Source organism: Microbacterium sp. sgz311019 (assembly GCF_056135325.1).
The window spans coordinates 126574-146790 of the sequence record NZ_JBWAXO010000008.1 but is presented as its reverse complement, the minus strand read 5'-3'; the positions used below and the strand labels follow the sequence as shown (position 1 = coordinate 146790).

Sequence of the window (20217 nt, the reverse complement as noted above, 5' to 3'; positions counted from 1 at the left end):
TCGTCACCGCGCGATCAGCAGACCTTCGGGGCGCGGCGAGAACGCGTGATCGAGTACCAGCGTCGCAGCGCCCACGGCGGCGACATCGTCGCCGAACTGCGAGCGCTCGAACCTGATCTCGTGCGGCAGCACCCAGAGCGGCGAGCTGTGGACGCGATCCGGGATGCGGGAGAGCAGGAACTCCTCCGCTGCCGGAAAGAACGGACCCCCGAAGTAGACGTGGTCGACATCGAGGAGGTTGGCGAGCTGGACGAGGCCCTGCGCGATATCGTCTGCCGCGGCATCCAGAATCGCGATCGCCTGCTCGTCGCCGTCCGTCGCCGCCTGCACGAGCTGACCGAAGAGCTCCCGGACCTCCTCGGTGCCGAGGGACCCGTCGTGCGCGTGCAGCACGCCCCGAGCGATCGCCGCATCAACGAGCACGCTCGGCATCGCGGTGATGGCGGGCCGACGAGGCTCGCCGTCGGCCGACCCGACCGTCAGCGCGGCGATGTCGCCGGCGTTGCCGGTCACGCCCCGCACGACCTCGTTGCGCAGGATGATGCCGGTGCCGAGCCCGGTGCCGTAGTAGAAGAAGATCGCGTTGCGGTCGTTCGCCGTGCCGCCGGCCCAGAGCTCGGCGACGGCAGCGGCCGTGACGTCCTTCTCGAGGAGCACGGGCATGTCGAGGGCTTCGGCGAGCTCGTCGCGGATCGCGACATCGCGCCAGCCGTGCAGGAGAGGCGGGTTCAGGACCGACCCCGCCCCCACGTCGATGGGACCGGGAGCAGCCACGCCGACGCCCATGATGCGCGTGCGGTCCACTCCCGACTCGGTGATGAGATCGTCCACGGTCTCGGCGATGCGCGCGATCGTGACCCGCGCCTCGGCGGACTCGGGAGTGGCGATGACGCGGTCGGCGACGACGTGCGATGCGAGGTCGAGGAGCACGACCGTGATGACCGTCGGGTCGAGATGCACGCCGATGGCGTAGCGGCCGCCGGCGTCCAGACGCAGGATCGTGCGCGGCTTGCCGACGCCCGCCGAGACAGTGCCGGCATCCACGATGAAGCCCTCGTCGAGAAGGCGCCGCGTCACGTTCGAAACCGTCTGCGGGCTGAGGCCCGTGCTCTCCGCGAGCTCCACGCGACTGACGCCGCCCGTTGAACGCCGCACTGCGTCGAGGATCACCGCCTGGTTGTACCCGCCCACTGCGGGCAGATTGGCCCCTGCCTGCATTGGCCCTCCCGATCTGTAGCGACGACATTACCGCGCCGCGTCTGCTCGCACCGTACCGTGACGCGCTGACCGTATGCCGGTGGCGCGCTGTCTGTGATCGCGACGTTACTGCGCGCGGGACGCGGCGAGCATGTCCTCCCGGGGGACGACCTTGATGCGGGCGCGCTCCTCGGCCGCACCGAGCGACATCTCGTGGTTGTCGAGGCGGTGCCAGCCTTCGAGGTCGGTCCACTCGATGCCGCGGGACTCGAGCAGGGCCGGGATGCTGGCCTCCGACGGATCCTCGGGATCCCACCAGGCGCCCTGGCCGTTGATCAGGTGGCGGATGGTCTCCATCGCGTCGGACTTCGTGTGGCCGATCAGACCCACCGGTCCGCGCTTGATCCAGCCGGTCGCGTAGACGCCGGGAACGCGCTCGTTCGAGTCCTTGTGCAGCACCTGACCCTCGCGGTTCGGGATGACCCCATGCCGCTTGTCGAAGGGCACGCCCGGCAGCGGCGAGCCGAAGTACCCCACCGCGCGATACAGCGCCTGGATCTCGACCTCGCGCAGCTCGCCGGTGCCGACGACGCCGCCCTCGCCGTCCGGACGGGTGCGCTCGTAGACCAGCGCGCAGACATGGCCCGCGTCATCCGTCTTCACCTCGACGGGCTTCGCGTAGAAGTGCAGATGAAGACGGCGGGATGCCTCTCCCCCGGCGTTGTTCGCACTCGGCCGCTGGCGCCACGACTGCAGCACGCGGTCGATCACCATCACCTGCTTGTTGCTCGCGATGGCCGCGCGGGCCGCCTCGTCGTAGACGAAGTCCTCGTCGTAGACGACCAGGTCCACGTCGCGCAGCTCGCCGAGTTCGCGCAGCTCGAGCGGCGTGAACTTGACGTTGGCGGGGCCGCGGCGCCCGAAGACGTGGACGTCGGTGACGGCACTCGCCTTCAGGCCCTCGTAGACGTTGGCCGGGATCTCGGTCGGGAGCAGGTCGTCGGCGTGCTTGGCGAGCATGCGGGCGACGTCGAGGGCGACGTTGCCGTTGCCGATGACGGCGACGGACTCGGCATCCAGCGGCCACTCCCGCGGGAAGTCGGGATGGCCGTCGTACCAGCTCACGAAGTCAGCCGCCCCGTACGAGCCCTCGGCGCCGATGCCCGGAATCGCGAGGTCGGCGTCGCGGATGGCGCCGGTCGCGAAGATGACGGCGTTGTAGTGGCGCTTGAGGTCCTCGAGCGTGATGTCGGTGCCGAACCGCACATTGCCGAAGATGCGGATGTCGCCGCGATCGAGCACCTCGCGCAGGGCCGTGATGATGCCCTTGATGCGCGGGTGGTCGGGGGCGACGCCGTAGCGGACGAGGCCATACGGCGCGGGGAGCTGGTCGAACAGGTCGATCGAGACGTCGAACTTGCGCTCGGCCTTGAGCAGGATGTCGGCGGCGTAGATGCCGGCGGGGCCCGCCCCGACGATCGCGAGTCTGAGCTTGGTCATGGATTCCTCAACTGGAGCGGTCTGCTCCCTCAACTGGAGCGGTCTGCTCCCTCAACTGGAGCGGTCTGCGACGGCTTCGGCGAACAGGGTCAGGGCCTCGCGCACGGGCCCCTCGGGCAGTGGCGCGATGGCGTCCACGGCGCGCTTCGACCAGTCGTGGGCGAGTGCGAGGGTCGCCGCGGTGGCATCGTCGTCGCGCAGGGCGATCAGGTCGGCGTCGAGGACCGACGGCTCGGCGCCCTCGGCGATGCGGGCGACACCCTCGTCGATGCGCGCGCGCAGGTCGGCGGCCGCGGCATCGGTCCGCTGCGACAGCAGCAGATACGGCATCGTGGGGACGCCCGCGCGCAAGTCGGTGCCGGGGACCTTGCCGGTCTCGTCGGCGTCGCTCGACAGGTCGATGACGTCGTCGAGGAGCTGGAAGGCGATGCCGGCCGCCTCGCCGAACTCGAGCATCGGCTGCTCGAACTCCTCCGGGCCGTTCGCGAAGAGCACGCCGGCCTGCGCGGCCGCGGCGATCAGCGATCCGGTCTTGTCGGAGAGCACCTGGATGTAGAAGGCGACCGGGTCGTCGCTCTTCTGCGGGCCCACGGTCTCGTGCATCTGCCCGAGCACGAGACGCTCGAACGTGTCGGCCTGCAGCTGGATGGCCCGGTCGCCGTGGCGCGCCATGATCTGACTGGCCCGCGAGAACAGCAGGTCGCCGGTGAGGATCGCGACGCTGTTGCCCCACACCTCGTGGGCGCTCGGGACGCCGCGGCGGACGTCAGCGCCGTCCATCACATCGTCGTGGTACAGGGAACCGAGGTGGGTGAGCTCGAGCGCGGTGGCGCCTTGGATGACGGCATCCGTCGGTCCCTCGCCGAGCAGCGAGGCGAGGATCGCGAGCATCGGGCGCACCCGCTTGCCGCCCGCCTCGTACAGGTAGCGACTCGTCGCATCGGCCAGGGGGTCGGCGATGCTGAGCTCGGATGCCAGCTGCTGCTCCACGCGCGCCAGAGCGGCTTCGACCGTCTTCAGCAGGCGCCGCGACCGCACGCCCGCGAAGACGCGGTCGGTGAGCCCCAGACGACCGGCGATGTGCGAGCCGGGCAGGGCAGGGCGCGGAGTCACACCTCCAGCCTACCGATCACGCTCTGGAGCGATCGCTTCTGCGTCAGACCGCGTGAGTCGAGCTCGCCGCGGGTGCCGTCGCCGGCTTGACGGCGCGGTGGAGAGCGACGATGCCGAACGTGAGGTCGCGGTACGCGACATCCGTCCATCCCGCCTGCCGGATGCGGGCCATGAGCGGCTGCTGGGCGGGCCAGTCGCGGATCGACTCGTTGAGGTAGTCGTACGCCTCGGCGTTGGAGCTCACGGCCTTCGCGACGACGGGGAGGATGCGGTCGTTGTAGAACGAGTACAGCGCGGCGAGCACCGGCGACTGCGGATGCGAGAACTCGCAGATGACGAGGCGCCCGCCGGGCTTCGTGACGCGGAGCATCTCTTGGAGCGCCTTCGCCGTGTCCACGACGTTGCGCAGGCCGAACGAGATGGTGACCGCGTCGAACTCGTCGTCGGCGAAGGGCAGGTCCGTCGCATCCGCCTCGACGAACGAGAGATTCGGGATGCCGCCGTGCCTGCGCTCGCCCTCGGCGATCATGCCCGGCGAGAAGTCGCCGGCCACGACCTGTGCGCCGCTGCCGGCGAGCGCGACGCTGGAAGCCCCCGTACCGGCGGCGAGATCGAGGATGCGCTCGCCGCGCGCGGGGGCGATCGCATTGCGCGTGGCGATGCGCCACAGCCGGTCCTGGCCGAGGCTCAGGATGTCGTTCGTGCGGTCGTAGCCTGCGGCGACCTCGTCGAACATGCCGCTCACGCGCTTCGGGTCCTTGTGCAGGTCTGCGCGATTCGGCTCGTGGGTCACCGTTCGAGTCTATTCACCGGGGTTGACCGGTCGCCCAGCCGCGGCCGGAGCCCCACACCGAGTAGAGGCCGGTGATGATCGACTCGACACCCAGGCGGAAGAGGGCGTCGCGAGGGCGCTCCCCCTGATCGTCGACGGATGCCGCGAACGCGGCATAGGTGCGTGCGAGCAGCGGCTCCTGCGCCGAGCTGCGCGGCGCGTAGACGTCGTCGGGCGACGGCGAGTCGAGCGCCGCCCCGAAGATGTAGGTCTCGAGGACGCTCATCGAGGCGATGATGCTCTCCTCGGGCCAGCCGGCGGCCGCGTATCCCGCGATCACCCGCTGGTACATGAGCGACGTGTGCGGGGTCTGTGCCAGGGGGACCTCGACGATGACCGGCACGAGCTCGGGGTGTGCGCGGAGCTGTCGCAGGTAGCTCCACGCCCAGCGCGACAGCGCCTCCCGCAGCGGGAGCGTTCCGAAGCCGGAGGTGTCCAGGCCTGCGGCGAAGCGCTCCTGCACCGCCGCGAGGACGGCCGCACGCGAGGGCAGGTGGTGGTAGATCGCGCTCGGCGCGACGCCGAGCCGGTCCGCGAGCGCACGCATGGTGAGGCCACGCGCGCCTTCGCGCCGCAGCACGGCGTACGCGGCATCCGTGATGCGCTCCGCATCCAGCACCGCCTCGCGCGGACGTCCGCGTGCTCTGTCCATGCCCTCTCTCAAATGAACATCGGATGCGTCGCATCCACTTCTCTTTCCTTCATTGTCGAGCCGAAATTGAACACGAGGGCGATTTCGCTCGGTCGACGGATGCCGGCATCCCTACCATCGTCAGGCCGGCCCGCGTGGATGCGTCCGGCGGGGCCCGGCGCATCGTCGCGTCGCCTGCTCAGAAGGGACCTTCCATGTCAGTTTCCGCACCCGTCGAACTCGAGCGGGACGTCGTCGTCGGAGCAGGCATCAGCGGCCTGATGACCGCCCGTCGCCTCGTCCAGGCCGGCCACAGTGTCGCCGTGCTCGAGGCGCGCGACCGGGTCGGCGGCCGGACCTGGTCGCAGGAGATCGACGGATCGCTCTTCGAGATCGGCGGCCAATGGGTCTCGAGCGACCAGCACGCGCTCAAAGCGCTGCTCGTCGAGCTCGGCAAGGAGACGTTCACCCGGTACCGCGAGGGCGACTCCGTCTATCTCACGAGTGACGGCGATCGCCGGCTGTTCCGCGGGGACTTCCCGGTGTCTGCACGGACGCTCGATGAGATCGACCGGCTCGTCGCGGCATTGGATGCGCTCGCCGCGGAGATGGATGTCGACGCACCGTGGGCGCACCCGCTGGCCGCGGAGCTGGACGCCATCCCGTTCAGAACCTGGCTGGCGTCGCTGTCGGACGACGAGGAAGCGCGGCGGATCGTCGACCACTACATCGCGGCCGGGATGCTGACCAAGAGCTCGCACACATTCTCGGTGCTGCAGGCGATGCTCATGGTCGCGTCGGCGGAGAGGTTCGAGAACCTCATCGACGAAGGCATCCTGCTCGATGCGCGGGTCGTGGGCGGCATGCAGTCGGTGTCAGAGCAGATCGCTTCCGAACTCGGGGATGCGGTGTTCTTGGACGCACCGGTGCGGACGCTGTCGTGGGGCGCGTCCTCCGTCGTCGCACATGCCGACCGTGTAAGCGTGCGGGCGCGCTTCGCGGTCGTCGCAGTGCCGCCGCCGTTGTACTCGCGGATCTCGTACGAGCCCGCGCTGCCGCGCCTGCGGCAGGTGGCGCACCAGCACCAGTCGATGGGTCTCGTCATCAAGGCGCAGGCCGCGTACGACCGGCCGTTCTGGCGCGCCGCGGGACTGTCGGGGACGGGATTCGCATCGCACGAGGTCGTCTGCGAGGTGTATGACAACACCTCTCCTCACGAGGAGCGCGGGATGCTCGTGGGCTTCATCGCCAGCGAGCGGGCCGAGGAGATGTGGGCTCTGCCCGACGATCTTCGTCGCACAGCCATCCTGGAGTCGTTCGCCGCGTACTTCGGGCCCGAGGCGCTGGATCCCGCCGCGTTCTCCCTCGCCGACTGGGGCAGCGAGGAGTGGACGCGCGGCGCCTACGCGTCGAGCTACGAACTGGGCGGGCTCAGCCGATGGGGCCACCTGCAGAACGAGCCGGTCGGTCCGATCCACTTCGCGAGCTCCGACATCCAGGGCGCCGGCTACATGCACGTCGACGGCGGCGTCCGCATCGGAGAGGCCACGGCCGCACGCATCTCGGAGCGGCTGCGCGCCTAACGCCGGGGGGACGACAGCGTCAGCACGACGGCGATCAGCCCCACGCACACCGCGGCGACGACCGCGAAAAGCGCGGCGGTCGGCGCATCGAACGGGTGCACACCGCGCAGGGATGCCGATGCGAACAGCACGCCGGCGAGCAGTGCCTGCGCCGGCACCTCGATCACCAGCCATCTCAGGAGCGGTCGCCGCAGCACCCGCACCTGCATGCGGGAGCGTGCCGGCACGACCATGGTCAGTCCGCCCAGCACATGCAGGAGGTGGACGACCGCCAGCGTCGCGTAGGGGCGCCAGTCGGCGGCATCCGCCGGGCGCGCCAGCGGGGCCAGCCCGATCACGAGCGCGCAGCCCCACGTGCCGAGCGAGCCGGGTGCGAACGCGCCGACCACCGCGAGCGCCACTGCGATCACGGCGTAGGGCGGGTCCATGACGGCGAACGCCGACGTCGCGAGCATCACGACAGCCACCCGCGGCACGACCCCGGAGACGCTTCCGGGCACGAGGAACCGGCTGCGCAGCAGCGTCCCCCGCCGGCCCGCGAAGCGGGACGCCGCGGCCCGGCCCGTCCCGTCAGGCGAGGCCTCGCCCGCTGTCGCGATCCCGTCGCCCTGAGCGACGCCCTCCGACACCGTCATCGCCGCCTCCGCATCCGCGTCATCGACCTCAGCGTCGCGATGCGCTCCGCCTCCGACGCATCCCACGCCAGCAGGTCCGCACCCACCGCCCGGACGTCGGCCAGCCGGTCGTCGCGCTCCCCGAGGATCACCCGCGCCGCCGCCTGCATCTCGCGGCGCATCCGCTCCGGCAGCAGGCGCGGCAGCGTGTCGACCGCGAGCACCCGGTGACCCGCGGCCCGCCACAGCCCGACCAGGCGCACCGGTTCGTCGTCGAGGAACGTCGAGAGGAGAACGACCAGCGCCCCGGGAGCGACCGTCGGCGTTCGCACCCGCGCGTACCGCACCTGCGGCGACGCGTGCACGATCGCGGCGCGCAGCCGCTCCCGGTGCCGCGCCCCCGACCCGCGCGGCACCGCACCGCGCGCCCGCGACAGCACCTGGAACGACACCTGATCGGCGGTCGCCAGATACGCGGACGCGAGACTCCACGCCGCCTCGCGCGCGATATCCATCGATGTGGGATGCGGTGTCATCCTGTCGCCGAGGATCCACCCGTTGAGCAGCCCGTCGAGGTCGTCCCCGTCGTCGATCACCAGCGCCACGTCGAGGTCGGAGGTCGCGAACGTCCGCCGCACGTACAGGTCGCCGGGCCGCCGCGCGAGCCGTGCCGTCGCCTTCCAGTCGACCCGCCGCAGCCGATCGCCCGGCGCGTACGGGTGGATGTCGCGGAACTCCCCGCCGTCGCCGGCGCGCGTCGCTTCGTGCGCACCCGTCAGACCCCGCAGCGCCGCCGGCAGCGGCAGGAACGGCATCGGCACCGCCCGCGGCTGGATGACGCGACGGATGCGCACCCCCTGCGTGGGCTCGCCGATCCAGACCGCGTCGGCGCCCGCGGCGCGCACGCTCGCCGACACCACGTCCAGCTCGCCCGAGTGCAGGATCGGCACCCGCACCACGGCGGACGCCTCAGGGCCGGCGAACACGGCGCGCAGCGTCTCGGCCTCACGCGCGACCGCGGTCACGACCACGACCTCGGCATCGGGCGCATCCACATCCACACGGATGCGGGCCGCCGTCGGGTCCGCGGCATCCCTCGCCTGCTCGGCCAGGTCGACATCGGGGGCCGTCTCCGGGCGACGACGGGCGAGGGAGACCGCGACAGCGACGATGAGCACCATGCCGAAGACCACGACGTCGGCCCGACCGGCGATCGCGCCGACGGAGAAGAGGATCGTGCCGGCGCCGATTCCGACGCCGGGCGCCGGGGTGAGACCGCGCCGCTGCGGGACGCGTCGTCGCCGCTGCGCGGCGGGAGGCTGAGGCAGCGCCGCGTCGGCCTCCTCACCCCACCTGGTCACGCCGTGCCGCCGATCCCGCTCAGCCGCGCCCGACGGACGCCGGACCGGGAACGCGCCCGACGATGCCCGCGACGACGGTCGCCGCATCCGTCCCCGCCGCCCACGCGGCCGGCGTGAGCGTGAGCCGGTGCGCGAGCGCCGGAACAGCGACGCGCTTGACGTCCTCGGGACTCACATAGTCGCGGCCCTCGATCACCGCGAGCGCCCGCGCGACGAGCATCAGCGACTGCGACCCCCGCGGCGACGCCCCGACCTCGACCGACCGGTCGGCGCGGGTGGCAGCGGCGAGGTCGACGCAGTACCGCATGATGTCCGGATCGACGTGGAGCCGCTCCACCCCCGCCTGCATCGCCAGCATGTCGTCGCCGGAGACGACCTGCGGCACCTCGGACGCCTCCTTGCGACGCGCGACGCGGTTCGCGAGGATCCGCTCCTCCCCCTCGCGATCCGGATACCCGACCGCGAGGCGCACGAGGAACCGGTCGAGCTGCGCTTCCGGCAGCGCGTACGTGCCCTCGTACTCGATCGGGTTCGCCGTGGCGATCACGTGGAACGGCCGCGGCAGCGGATAACTCGAGCCCTCGACCGTCACCTGCCCCTCGGCCATCGCCTCCAGGAGCGCCGACTGCGTCTTGGGCGCGGTGCGGTTGAGCTCGTCCGCGAGCAGCAGCCCCGTGAAGACCGGCCCCCTCCGGAACACGAACTCCCCCGTCCCCGGCGAATACACGAACGACCCCGTGATATCGGACGGCAGCAGGTCGGGCGTGCACTGCAGGCGGCGGAACGGCAGGCCCATCGCGGCGGCCAGGGAGCGGGCGGCGAGGGTCTTGCCGAGACCCGGCACGTCCTCGAACAGCACGTGACCGCCGGCGAGGATCGCCGCGAGCGCGATGCGCAGCGGCTCCTCCTGCCCGACGACGACCGTGCCGACCGCCGACAGGATGGCGTGCGCCGACCGGGACACGTCGACGGCGTCGAGCGCGTCGACGGCGGGCCCGACGGATGCGGGGGCGGATGCGGGGTCTGTCACGGAGTGGGTCGTCCTTCCTGGAGGGCGGGAGCGGGTCGCCCGGGTGCGATCGCGTCCAGCGCGTCGAGGCAGTGCTCGATCGCGCTGAGGGCAGGGCGCGGCCCGCCGCTGCGCAGGAGCAGCGCGGAGGCGCTCTCGCCGATCAGCGCCTCGATCCGCTCCCGGTGCGCCGGATCGTCGAGGTCGAGACCGTGGCGCGCGAGGCGGCGGCGGGCGAACACGCGGATGCGCTTCTCCCCGGGCTCGCTCACCTGGCCGTCGCGGTCGCGCAGCGCCCAGGAGAGCTGGGCCATATCCGACCGCACGCCAGGGCGAGGTCCGGGCCGAAGGCGGTAGGCGGGCGGGGCCGTCGACCCGGCGTAGCCTCCCCACGCGATCCCGGCGGCGAGGACGGTCACCGCGAAGGCCAGAGTCGACGCGACCGAGATCCCGACGAACCAGAGGAACAGGCCCGCCGGCACGGCGATCGCGAGCGCGCCCGCGATCGACCCGAACGGGATGGCGCGCTCGCGCCTGGGCATGCTCACTGCGGCACCTCCTCGCGGTGGGGGGCGCTGTCGTTCCATGACGCCTGGAGCGCGAGCAGGCACCGCCGTGCGGTGGCGACGGCCGCCGCATCCGCCGGTCGCCCGCTGAAACGCACATCCTCGTACACCTGCACGAGCTCCACGGCGGCCGCCCGATCGGCGTCGAAGCGCGAGATGATCCGGACCGCATACTCCGTCGGCGTCTCCGACGGGCGCCGCGCGGCGCCGGCGGCGACGGCCGCATCCTCGAAGCCGAGCCACGCCTGGACCACGGCGTCCGACGGATCCCGGCGCTCGTCGAGCGCGGCGAGGGCGCGTGCGATGCCGCGACGCACGACGGGCGCCTCGATGATCCCACCGTCCGGGGCGGGAAGCGCGGCATCGTGCAGCGTCGGCACCCCCGCCATCCGCCGGGCGTCGAGGCGCACCCGGATGCGCATGAGCGCACGCAGCAGCAGGATCATCAGCGCGAGCGCCCCCAGGATGATCAGCGCGTTCTGGATGAGCTGCACGAGGTTCATCGTGTCGTCCGGCCGGCCGCCGGCCGTCTGCACCGGCTCCGGCGTGCGGGTGACGGGAGGCGGGGCGGCCAGCTGACCGCTCCACCGCGGCTTCTCGATGAAGATCGGTCCTGCCAGGAGCACGCCGAGGACGGCGCCGACGGCGAGGATCACGACCGCGACAACCAGTCCCTTCGAGCGCGGATGGCCCATGCCGTTCACGCTACGGCCTCGGCGGCATACCCGGCCAGAGGTACGCTCAGAGGCCGAGCGCCAGCAGCCGGTCGAGCCAGACGTCACCGGTCGCGGTGTCGAAGGGCGGCTCCTCGGCTCGCACGCGCCTCTCGAGGTCGATCGCCAAGGCCTCCAGATGCTCCATGACGTCCGCGGGATACGCGAAGCGCACGCTGTGCTCGGCCCACTCGTCGCGGTCGTCGATCCAGATGCCTCGGCCGTCGTCGGCACGCACGACGTCGAGGTCCATGTCGATCGCCTCGGGGACGCCGGCATCCGTCCACCGCAGATCCCACGCGAGGTCGATGTAGAACCGCACCCTGCGGGGATGATCGCGGTTCATCGTGGCCGCGTAGTCGCCGCTCGGCGGCAGCAGCGTGACGTTCGGACCGGCAGCCGTGAAGGACGCCCCCGGGCGCCTGCTCCCCCAGCCGACGGGCTGGCCGACCCAGTCGCCCCACCGGTCGCTGCCGAGGTAGACGACGTCGTTGATCCAGTGCGGAGAGCCGTCCCACTTGCGCCACCGGAAGGCGAGAGGGGTTCCAGGATCGGGTCGGTCGCTCACCGCGCCAGTCTAGGTTCGGGCGCGAGTCTAGGCTGGAGGCGTGCAGCACCTGGTGGTCGAGACCCGCGAGATCGCCCCGGTCGAAGACCTCCTCGAGTTCACCGACCCCACCGCGCCCCTCGCCTGGCTCCGTCGCTCGGACGGCTTCGTCGGCGCGGGACCTGTCGTGTGGCGGCTGGATGCCGGCGGCTCCGGTATCGTCGCAGAGCACGGTCGCACCCGCTTCGATGCGCTCAGCCGCTTCTGGGCGGAGCTCGTGGCTGACGCATCCGTCGACGATCAGGTGCAGCTTCCCGGAACCGGGCTCGTGGCCTTCGGCGCCTTCGCGTTCGACGAGGGCTCCACCATGCCGTCGTCGCTCATCGTCCCGTCGCTCATCGTCGGTCGCCACGGCGGCCGCGGCTGGGTGACGCGCATCTCGATCGGCGAACCCGCGGGCGACCCGCATCCCATCCCCTACGGGCCGTACTGGGCGGGGACGCTCGGTCCCGGTGCACTCGGCCCCGAGGGCTATCAGTCGGCGGTGCGGCAGGGACTGGACGCCATCGCCTCGGGCGAGGTCGGCAAGGTCGTGCTGGCGCGCGACCTCGTGGGCAGCGTTCCCGCGGGCGCCGACCTGCGCCGCCTCGCCCGTGCGCTGTCAAGCGGTTACCCGGATACCTGGACGTATGCGGTCGACGGCATCATCGGCGCCAGCCCCGAGACGCTGGTGACGGTGGCAGGCGGAACCGTCACCGCACGGGTGCTCGCCGGCACGACTCCGCGCGGAGCGGATGCGGACGCTGACGTCGTCGCCTCCTTCGCTCTCGCCACCTCCGCGAAGGACCTCGACGAGCACGAGTACGCCGTGCAGAGCGTGCTCGCCGCCCTCCGGCCGCACACCACGGCGCTCGCCGCGAGCGAGCAGCCGTTCACGCTCAAGCTGCCGAACGTGTGGCACCTGGCCACCGACCTCGAGGGCGACCTCGCGGATGGGTCGAGCGCGCTCGATCTGGTGCGCGCACTGCACCCCACCGCCGCGGTCGCCGGAACGCCGACGGATGCCGCGATCGCGGCGATCCGCCGCATCGAGCCGTTCGACCGCGGGCGCTACGCCGGCCCTGTCGGCTGGATCGACGCGGACGGCGACGGCGAATGGGCGATCGCCCTGCGCTGCGCGCAGTTCCCGGGACCCCTGCCCCGTGGGCATGCGGAGTACACGGAGGGTCAGCGGGTCGTCGCACATGCGGGCGCGGGGATCGTCGCGGGGAGCAACCCCGAGTCGGAGCTGGTGGAGACCCGCGTCAAGTTCCGGCCGATCGTCGACGCTCTGGCGTGACGGTCGCTGAGCCCGGCCCCCGGGTTCGGCTCGGTGGAGGCGGGCTCAGTCCGACGTGCGGCAGTACCGTGTCGGGCGCCCGTCAGAGCGCGCGCTGGTAGCTGCGCAGCGAGCGCACCGCCCACACGAACGCCAGCATGGCGAGCATAGCCAGGCCGCCCGCCTGCCACCACCCGGCATCCGGATACGAGCCGTCCAGTCCTCCGCGGCCGAGCTCCACCGCCCACGTCATGGGATTCCACTTCGAGACGTTCGCGACCCACTCCGGCATGAGGGATGCGGGCATCATCGTCGTCGACAGGAAGGTCGCCGGCAGCACGATCAGCTGCGAGAGGCTGATGAGTGCGATCTGGCTGCGCGAGATCAGTGCGACCGCGGTCGAGCAGCAGCAGAAGATCGTGGCGAGGAGCGTCGCCACACCGAGGGCGACGAGCATCCCGCCGACCCCGCCCGGGTAGCGCGCCCCGGCGAGCCAGCCGATCCCGAGCACGACGATCGACTGGGCGATGTTGATGATGAGCTGCTGGATCAGCTGTCCCGTGATGATCGCCGAGCGCGAGATCGGCGAGGTGAGGTACTGGTCCATGACCCCGGAGCCGATGTCGTCGATGTAGCCGGTGCCGGCCCACGCTCCCGAGTACAGCACCGTCATCATGAGGATGCCGGGCACCAGGTAGTCGATGTAGCCGGCGCCGCCGAACTGCGGCAGCGCGCCGAGCGAGTGGAAGACACTGCCGAACAGCACGATCCAGATGACCGGCTGCACGAGCGACATGACGGGGCCCCACACCTGGCGGAGCACCGCGATGAGCCAGCGGCGCAGCACCTGCCCCGTCTGGGTGAACCAGCCCGCGGCCGCGGGGCGCGCCGTCGTGATCGGCGCTGCGAGAGTGGTCATGCTGCCTGTCCTTCCAGGGCGTCGCCGGCGCCCTGTGCGCCGTCGAAGGTGTGACCGACGAAGTGCAGGTACACGTCGTCGAGGGTGGGGTGGGATGCCGAGACCTGGCCGTAGCGGATGCCGGCGGCATCCAATGCGGCGATCACTGCTCCCACCGCGGCGGACGCGTCGTCCGTGCGGGCGGCGAGGACGCCGTCGACACCGGAGGCCTCGACCACCACGTCACGGAGGCCGGGAACGCTCGCGATCGCCGCCCGGACCCGGGCCGCATCGGGCTCGACGAGGCTCACCCGCACGGAGTCGCCGTGCAGGGCGGCCTTCAGCTCGTCGGGCGTGCCCTGCACCACGGCGCGGCCGCGGTTGACGATGAGCAGCTCGTCGGCCAGGCGGTCGGCCTCCTCCATGTAGTGCGTCGTCAGGATGACGGTCATGGGCTGTGCTCCGTCGCGGGCCGAGGACTCCTCCCCCGACAGCCGGCGGATCTCGGCCCACATCGCGGCACGCGCCTCGGGGTCGAGGCCCGTCGTCGGCTCGTCGAGGAACAGCACGCTCGGCCGGTGGACGAGGGCCGCGGCGACGTCGAGGCGGCGACGCATCCCGCCCGAGAAGGTGCCGACCGGGCGCCGGGACGCCTCGGAGAGCCCGAAGTCCTCGAGCAGTCGCTTCGCGCGCGCAGTCGCCTCGGAAGAGCCGATGCCCCGCAGCCGTGCGGCGATGGTGAGGTTCTCGGTCGCCGTGAGGAGCGGATCGGTGCTCGCACCCTGCGAGACGTAGCCGATCGCTGTGCGGACGGCCGCCGGGTCGCGCAGGACGTCGTGGCCGCCGACCTGGGCAGTGCCGCTCGTCGGACGCGAGAGCGTCGTGAGGATCTTGGTGGTGGTCGACTTGCCGGCGCCGTTCGGGCCGAGCAGTCCGAAGACGCGGCCCGCCGGAACCGTGAAGCCGAGTCCGTCGAGGGCGCGGACGGCGGGCCTGCGGCCGCGTCCGGGATAGACCTTCACGAGGTCTTCGGCCGAGATGGCCGGGGTGTTTTCAGGCATGGCGAAGCATCCCTTCCTGGGTGTCGTGGTGTTGAGAGGTGGTCGCCCCACGGGGGCGAACCGGGGGTCAGGACTTGTGGCCGAACATCATCCGGGCGAGGACGAGCATCATGACCGCGAACCCGCCGACCAGGGCGAGCGGTGCCCACCACCAGCCGACCGTGAAGATCAGCACGGCGATGACCACGAAGGTCACGAGCCAGATGACGGCGGTGTAGATGCCGAACCGCGCGGCCGAGTCCGGGTCGGTCTCGAATCGGTTGGGCGGCATGGTGCGCGCCATCTCGCGGGTCCAGGCCTTGTGGCGGTTCGTCTGCGTCGCGCCGAGCCAGCTGAACAGAGCGAGGGATGCGACGAGCAGCAGGGCCGCGACCACCACGAGCCAGACCGCCTCGAGGTGGATGACGAATGTCGCGCCGAGCGCGAGGGCCGCGAGTGTGCCGCCGGTCGCCAGCCCGAAGCCGACGGCGCGCGGCGCCGGCAGCGGGTGGTTGGTCGTGGTCTCCTGCAGCAGTGAGTCGCCCGCCACCACCCCGAGCGCGACGGCGAAGACGAGCCCTGTGGCGACGAGCCCGGCCGTGCCGAGCGGCACGAGGCCGAAGATCCCGAGGGCGAAGAGGGCGAGGGATGCCGCGGCGAGGATGCTCAGAAGCACCGTGCGTACGACGAACCCGGGCTTCGGCCGCACCCGGCGGCGGCCCATCGCCTCGAAATCGTAGGGATGGCCGGCGCTCGGAGCCGCCGAGGTGTCACGCGGACCGTTGTCCGGTCCGGTGACGCCCGTATCCTCGTCGAGGAGTGCATGGATGTCGCCCAGCTCCGCGATCGCGCGGCGCGCGGCATCCGTCGGCGAGACACCGGAAGCCTCGAGCTCGTCGACCCGCGCGATGAGGTTGGCGCGGATCTCCTCCTTCAGGTCCTGCGTGTCCGGGGTCATCTCGACGCCGGCGAACGCCTCGTCGAGCAGGCGGTGGATGTCGGTGTTCATGTCGTTTCCTTCACGTCGAGAAGAGCGTCGATGATCGCGCGCGTCGCGACCCAGGCAGCGACGTTGGACTTGTAGACCGCGCGTCCCGCGTCGGTGATGCGGTAGTACTTGCGGCGACCGCCCTGGGTCTCGTCGCCCCAGTAGGACTCGACGAGTCCGTCTTTCTCGAGGCGGCGATACGTGGCGTAGAGGGTGGCTTCCTTGATCTCGCGGTCGCCGCCGGTGGCATCCCGGATCGCCTTGTAGATCTCGAAGCCGTAGCGGTCGCCCCGGCGCAGCACACCGAGCACGATCGTGTCGGTGTGGCCGCGCAGCAGGTCGGCCGCGAAGGCGTCGTCCTTGGTCATGTCAAGTACTGTATCAGATCAAGTACTAGTCCGTGCAGAATACTTTGCCTGACCGATCGGCGGCATCGATCGCGAAGGCGCTCAGCGGGCGAGCGGGACCTCGATGATCTGCGGTCCGCGCACAGGGGAGGTCAGCGCCTGGTCGAGGAGCGAGCGCGTCGAGACGACCGTGTGCTCCCACCCGTAAGCCGCCGCGAGATCCGCGACGCTCACGCTCTGCGGCGTGTACATGACCCGCGCCATGTCCTCGGGCTCCGCGACGCCCGCGACCTCGAGATCGTCGAAGATCGTGCCGCCGCCGTCGTTTCCGACGATGACCTGGATGCGCGGTGCGACCTCGGACGGCGACATGAGGAGCGCGCCGACGTCGTGCAGCAGTGCGAGATCGCCGAGCAGGACCCGCGTGATGCCCGCCGCGCCGCGGCTCTGCGAGGCGAGGGCGATGCCGAGCGCGGTCGAGACGGTGCCGTCGATGCCGGCGAGTCCGCGGTTGGCGTGGACGGGCACCTTCTTGCCCGGCAGCACGGCGTCGGCCACCCGCACCAGACGGGACGACCCGAAGACGAGACGATCGTGCGGCCAGGACGCGCGCCACACCGCGTCGACCAGCGCGATCCGGTCGACAGGGGCGCGCAGCACCCCGACCTCGGCGGCGATCGCCCCGAGCCGCTCGTGCGGGACGGCGGATGAGAGGCCGGCCGCGTCGGGCGGCGGCGGGGCGAGATCGACGGATGCGTCGCGCGATGCGTGCATCCACTCGGCGAGCCACTCGCGATCGGCCTCGCCGCCGCCGACGGCGACCCGCGCGACCGAGGCCGTCTCGCCGTTGAGGTTCAGCGGCTCGCCGGGACCACGCAGCGCGATGACCTCGACGTCCGCGCGCGACAGGAGCGCCGTGACCTCGCGGCTGAGGGTCGGGTGGCCGAAGACCACCGCACGCTCGATCCGGCCACCGAGCTCGGGATCGCGCAGCAGCCGGCGGTACCCGTGCACGAGGCGCCGGCCGTAGCGGGAGCCGCTGACGATCTCGGCCACGAGCGGCCAGTTGCCGACGTGTGCGAGGATCTCGGCGTCCGGCCCGGCGTCCGCTCCGGCGATCACGATCGTGCGCGGTCCCCGTGCCAGGACGAAGGTCGCGTCGTCGACGGGCTCGTCGGTCTCGCCGACGCCTCCCCCGCCCTGGTAGAGGGCTCCGGATGCTTCGTCCTCGGGGAGGATCTCGGAGTCGACGTCTGCGGAATGGTGGGGTCCGTCGTGCGCGGCGGCGCCCCCCGGTTCACCGGCAGCGGCGAGATCCTGCGTGTCGTCTCGCTCCGCTCGCCCGACCTCCGGGCGCTCCACGGGGATGTACGCCGCGGCGAACCAATCCGGGAGGCGACCCGCGAGCGGCTCGCGGTATGGCAGGTTCAGGTGCACAGGACCGGCCGGGATCTCGTCGGTGCCGAGCGCGGCGCGCAGCGCCTCGAGGCCCACAGCCCGCAGGAGGGCGGTCTGCTCGCCGGTCCCGTCGGGGTCGACGGCATCCGGCACGGGGAGATCGGCATCCATGCGCACCGCCGCGCCGTACACGCCCGGCTGGCGCGTGGTCTGGTTCGCGCCGACGCCGCGCAGCTCGGGCGGTCGGTCCGCGGTCAGCAGCAGCAGCGGCACACCCGCATGGTGCGCCTCGAGCACGGCGGGGTGCAGGTTGGCGACCGCGGTGCCCGATGTGCAGACGACGACCGCCGGCATCCCCGATTCGCGTGCGATGCCGAGTGCGAGAAAGCCGGCGACCCGCTCGTCGATGCGCACGTGCAGGTCGATCGCGTCCGTGCGGGCGAGGTGCGCGGCGGTGAGGGCAAGGGCCTGCGAGCGGGAGCCGGGGCTCAGGACCACATGGCGCACGCCGGCGTCGACGAGGGCGCCCAGCAGGGCAGCGGCGGCATCCGATGCAGGGGACGCATCCGAGGGGACGGCAGAGACATCCACGCCGTCGGCGGCGGTATGCGCGTGACCCACGTCAGCCGTTCGCTCCGTGGAAACCGCGCCCGTCTGCGTCGCCCTCACGGGGCGAGGAGGTGTCGTCGGTCGGGGATGACGGCGTCGGCGCGCCGTCGGCGGCGCGCCGCGGCTTTTCCGGCCGGTCGGAATCGGGCTTGCTCTTGTCGGGTTTCGGGGGCTTGTCGGCGCGCGACTTGTCGCTCTTGGACCGGGGCGGCTGGTCGTCCTCCGCGTCGAGGCGGGCGAGCTCCTCCTCCAGCTGGCGGATGCGCTCGTCCTGCGCCGACAGCGACGGAGCGGACCTCAGGAAGGCGGGGTCGTCATCCGGCGAATCCGGGATGGTGATCGCGACCTCGCGCCCGCGCACCCGGCCGACCAGGAACCACAGGACGCCGCCGAGGACGGGGATGAGGATCACGATGAGGATCCAGACGGGCTTGCTCACGCCGCGGTGACGGATGGACGGCTGCGCGGCGCAGTCGACGACGCTGAAGACCCAGAACAACAGGACCAGCGGTACCAGGATGATCAGCAACCGCGTCACAGCTTCATCCTAGGCTGGCCCGCCTAGGATGGCTCTGTGAGAATCCGCTCCACCCTGGTGTATACGGTGCTGCGGCTCCTGGCCTTCCTCGTGCCGTTCGGCATCATGATGCTGTTCCCGGTGTTCCAGCAGCTCTACTGGCTCGCCGCGGTCTTCGCCGCCCTGATCGGCCTCAGCCTGTCGATGCTCTTCCTGCGCCGGCCCCTGAACGACATGTCGGCGGGCATCGCCGAGCGCCGCAGCGCGCACCCGCGGAAGAAGCCCTCGGATGAGGACCTCGAGGATGCGGCCGACGACTCGATGCACGAGTACGACGAGTCCGGCATTCCCACCGCGCCCGCCGATGCGCCGGCGGATGCCGCGGCATCCCGCCCCCGCGACGACCAGCGCTGACGACCCCTGCCCGCCGCCGGCGGCTCAGCCGACGAAGGCCCAGAACAGCAGCGCCGCGTACAGCAGCGAGCCGAACGACGTCAGCGACAGCGCGACGACGAGCTCGCGCGGCGCCTTGTACGTCCACACGATGAGGATGGCGGGCCCGACCAGGAGCAGAGTCATCAGCGTCAGCCACGCGATCGGGTAGAAGAACGCGATGAACACGCCGATGCCGAGCGCGAGGGCGACCAGCACGGTGTACGTCACCTGCGTGCCACGACGGCCGATGCGCACCGAGAGCGTCATCTTGCCGGCCTGGCGGTCCTGGTCGATGTCGCGCAGGTTGTTCGCGAGCAGCACGGCACACGCGAAGAATCCCGCCGCGACGGCGCCGAACCACGCTTCCTGAGGGAGCGAGCGCACCAGGATCCACGTCGTGCCGAGCGTGGCGACGAGACCGAAGAACACGAAGACGAACAGCTCGCCGAGGCCCGCGTAGCCGTACGGGCGCTTTCCGCCGGTGTAGAACCACGCGGCGACGATGCACACCGCCCCGACGGCGATCATCCACCACTGCTGCGTGCGGATGACGAGGGCGAGGCCCGACAGGGCAGCGAGCCCGAAGAAGACGAGCGCGACCGTCAGCACGGTGCGGGGCTTCGCGCGCCCGGCGCCTGTGAGCCGCGCCGGGCCGACGCGGAAGGCGTCCGTGCCGCGCACCCCGTCGCTGTAGTCGTTGGCGTAGTTGACGCCGATCTGCAGGAAGACCGCGACCGCCAGGCATCCGAGTGCCAGCACCCAGTGCAGCAGCCCGTCGACCAGGTGGGCGGCGCCGGTGCCGATGATCACCGGCGCGACGGCGAGGGGCAGCGTGCGCAGGCGGGCCGCGCCGACCCAGTCCCGGAACGTCGCCGGCGTGACGAGGACCTGGGGTGATTTGGCGGGGTTGCCGCTGCGTCCGCTCGGCGTCCGGTGCCTGCTGTTCTTCGCTGTACTCGCTGCCACCCCCGCATTTTACGGCTCGGCGGCATGAGGACCTC

The 20217-nt window shown here is 71.6% G+C and carries 21 protein-coding genes; 3 read left to right on the top strand and 18 right to left on the bottom strand.

Annotated features, from left to right (window positions below; translation table 11 throughout):
* Positions 1-3: 3 nt before the first annotated feature.
* From AC0NZN_RS14150 to AC0NZN_RS14130, 5 genes are all read right to left on the bottom strand, one after another.
* Positions 4-1218 (bottom strand): ROK family transcriptional regulator, encoded by a 1215-nt coding sequence (locus tag AC0NZN_RS14150; protein WP_474592954.1) that lies wholly within the window; start codon positions 1216-1218, stop codon positions 4-6.
* Between the two features lie 105 nt (positions 1219-1323).
* Positions 1324-2697 carry an FAD-dependent oxidoreductase gene (locus tag AC0NZN_RS14145; protein ID WP_474592953.1) on the bottom strand — a complete coding sequence of 458 codons (1374 nt, stop codon included), beginning with the start codon at positions 2695-2697 and terminating at the stop codon, positions 1324-1326.
* A gap of 51 nt (positions 2698-2748) precedes the next feature.
* The gene (locus tag AC0NZN_RS14140; protein WP_474592952.1) at positions 2749-3810 is read right to left on the bottom strand and encodes a polyprenyl synthetase family protein; all 1062 of its coding nucleotides are present in this window, start codon (positions 3808-3810) and stop codon (positions 2749-2751) included.
* A gap of 43 nt (positions 3811-3853) precedes the next feature.
* Positions 3854-4603: a demethylmenaquinone methyltransferase gene (locus AC0NZN_RS14135; RefSeq protein ID WP_474592951.1), complete on the bottom strand. Its 750-nt coding sequence runs from the start codon at positions 4601-4603 to the stop codon at positions 3854-3856.
* Positions 4604-4616: 13 nt separating this feature from the next.
* Positions 4617-5294, bottom strand: a complete 678-nt coding sequence (locus AC0NZN_RS14130; RefSeq protein WP_474592950.1) for a TetR family transcriptional regulator — start codon at positions 5292-5294, stop codon at positions 4617-4619.
* Between the two features lie 194 nt (positions 5295-5488).
* Here AC0NZN_RS14130 and AC0NZN_RS14125 point away from each other — a divergent pair, with 194 nt between their 5' ends.
* The gene (locus tag AC0NZN_RS14125; protein ID WP_474592949.1) at positions 5489-6856 is read left to right on the top strand and encodes a flavin monoamine oxidase family protein; all 1368 of its coding nucleotides are present in this window, start codon (positions 5489-5491) and stop codon (positions 6854-6856) included.
* On the opposite strand, the gene AC0NZN_RS14120 is transcribed toward AC0NZN_RS14125, so the two are convergent.
* The 6 genes from AC0NZN_RS14120 to AC0NZN_RS14095 are packed head-to-tail and all read right to left on the bottom strand — an operon-like array spanning position 6853 to position 11687.
* On the bottom strand, positions 6853-7491 hold the full coding sequence (locus AC0NZN_RS14120) for a hypothetical protein (protein WP_474592948.1): 639 nt from the start codon (positions 7489-7491) through the stop codon (positions 6853-6855). The two genes, AC0NZN_RS14125 and AC0NZN_RS14120, sit on opposite strands and share 4 nt — an antisense overlap.
* Positions 7488-8831 carry a DUF58 domain-containing protein gene (locus tag AC0NZN_RS14115; protein WP_474592947.1) on the bottom strand — a complete coding sequence of 448 codons (1344 nt, stop codon included), beginning with the start codon at positions 8829-8831 and terminating at the stop codon, positions 7488-7490. The genes AC0NZN_RS14120 and AC0NZN_RS14115 overlap by 4 nt, the downstream gene beginning before the upstream one ends.
* Positions 8832-8850: 19 nt before the next feature.
* Positions 8851-9861 carry an AAA family ATPase gene (locus AC0NZN_RS14110; RefSeq protein ID WP_474592946.1) on the bottom strand — a complete coding sequence of 337 codons (1011 nt, stop codon included), beginning with the start codon at positions 9859-9861 and terminating at the stop codon, positions 8851-8853.
* Positions 9858-10388 (bottom strand): hypothetical protein, encoded by a 531-nt coding sequence (locus AC0NZN_RS14105; RefSeq protein WP_474592945.1) that lies wholly within the window; start codon positions 10386-10388, stop codon positions 9858-9860. The genes AC0NZN_RS14110 and AC0NZN_RS14105 overlap by 4 nt, the downstream gene beginning before the upstream one ends.
* On the bottom strand, positions 10385-11101 hold the full coding sequence (locus AC0NZN_RS14100; RefSeq protein WP_474592944.1) for a DUF4129 domain-containing protein: 717 nt from the start codon (positions 11099-11101) through the stop codon (positions 10385-10387). The genes AC0NZN_RS14105 and AC0NZN_RS14100 overlap by 4 nt, the downstream gene beginning before the upstream one ends.
* A gap of 46 nt (positions 11102-11147) precedes the next feature.
* Complete coding sequence (locus AC0NZN_RS14095; RefSeq protein WP_474592943.1) at positions 11148-11687, bottom strand: DUF402 domain-containing protein; 540 nt, start codon at positions 11685-11687, stop codon at positions 11148-11150.
* A 40-nt stretch (positions 11688-11727) separates the two neighbouring features.
* Between AC0NZN_RS14095 and AC0NZN_RS14090 the strand changes: the two genes are divergently transcribed.
* Positions 11728-13005: an isochorismate synthase gene (locus AC0NZN_RS14090; protein ID WP_474592942.1), complete on the top strand. Its 1278-nt coding sequence runs from the start codon at positions 11728-11730 to the stop codon at positions 13003-13005.
* An 82-nt stretch (positions 13006-13087) separates the two neighbouring features.
* Here AC0NZN_RS14090 and AC0NZN_RS14085 read toward each other — a convergent pair whose 3' ends face one another.
* From AC0NZN_RS14085 to AC0NZN_RS14060, 6 genes are all read right to left on the bottom strand, one after another.
* Positions 13088-13903 (bottom strand): ABC transporter permease, encoded by an 816-nt coding sequence (locus AC0NZN_RS14085; RefSeq protein WP_474592941.1) that lies wholly within the window; start codon positions 13901-13903, stop codon positions 13088-13090.
* Positions 13900-14943 carry an ABC transporter ATP-binding protein gene (locus AC0NZN_RS14080; protein WP_474592940.1) on the bottom strand — a complete coding sequence of 348 codons (1044 nt, stop codon included), beginning with the start codon at positions 14941-14943 and terminating at the stop codon, positions 13900-13902. Before AC0NZN_RS14080 ends, AC0NZN_RS14085 begins: the two co-directional genes overlap by 4 nt.
* A gap of 67 nt (positions 14944-15010) precedes the next feature.
* Entirely contained in the window at positions 15011-15931 is a 921-nt protein-coding gene (locus AC0NZN_RS14075) for a permease prefix domain 1-containing protein (protein WP_474592939.1), read from the bottom strand.
* A complete protein-coding gene (locus tag AC0NZN_RS14070) occupies positions 15928-16278 on the bottom strand; it encodes a PadR family transcriptional regulator (protein WP_474592938.1) in 351 nt (116 codons plus the stop codon). The genes AC0NZN_RS14075 and AC0NZN_RS14070 overlap by 4 nt, the downstream gene beginning before the upstream one ends.
* An 81-nt stretch (positions 16279-16359) precedes the next feature.
* The gene (menD, locus tag AC0NZN_RS14065) at positions 16360-18276 is read right to left on the bottom strand and encodes a 2-succinyl-5-enolpyruvyl-6-hydroxy-3-cyclohexene-1-carboxylic-acid synthase (RefSeq protein WP_474592937.1); all 1917 of its coding nucleotides are present in this window, start codon (positions 18274-18276) and stop codon (positions 16360-16362) included.
* Position 18277: 1 nt separating this feature from the next.
* Positions 18278-18802, bottom strand: a complete 525-nt coding sequence (locus tag AC0NZN_RS14060; RefSeq protein WP_474592936.1) for a PLD nuclease N-terminal domain-containing protein — start codon at positions 18800-18802, stop codon at positions 18278-18280.
* 36 nt (positions 18803-18838) lie between these two features.
* Here AC0NZN_RS14060 and AC0NZN_RS14055 point away from each other — a divergent pair, with 36 nt between their 5' ends.
* Positions 18839-19195 (top strand): DUF4229 domain-containing protein, encoded by a 357-nt coding sequence (locus AC0NZN_RS14055; RefSeq protein WP_474592935.1) that lies wholly within the window; start codon positions 18839-18841, stop codon positions 19193-19195.
* 24 nt (positions 19196-19219) lie between these two features.
* Here the strand turns inward: AC0NZN_RS14055 and AC0NZN_RS14050 are convergent, their stop codons facing one another.
* Positions 19220-20182, bottom strand: coding sequence for a 1,4-dihydroxy-2-naphthoate polyprenyltransferase (locus AC0NZN_RS14050; RefSeq protein ID WP_474592934.1), 963 nt, complete (start codon positions 20180-20182; stop codon positions 19220-19222).
* Positions 20183-20217: the final 35 nt, after the last annotated feature.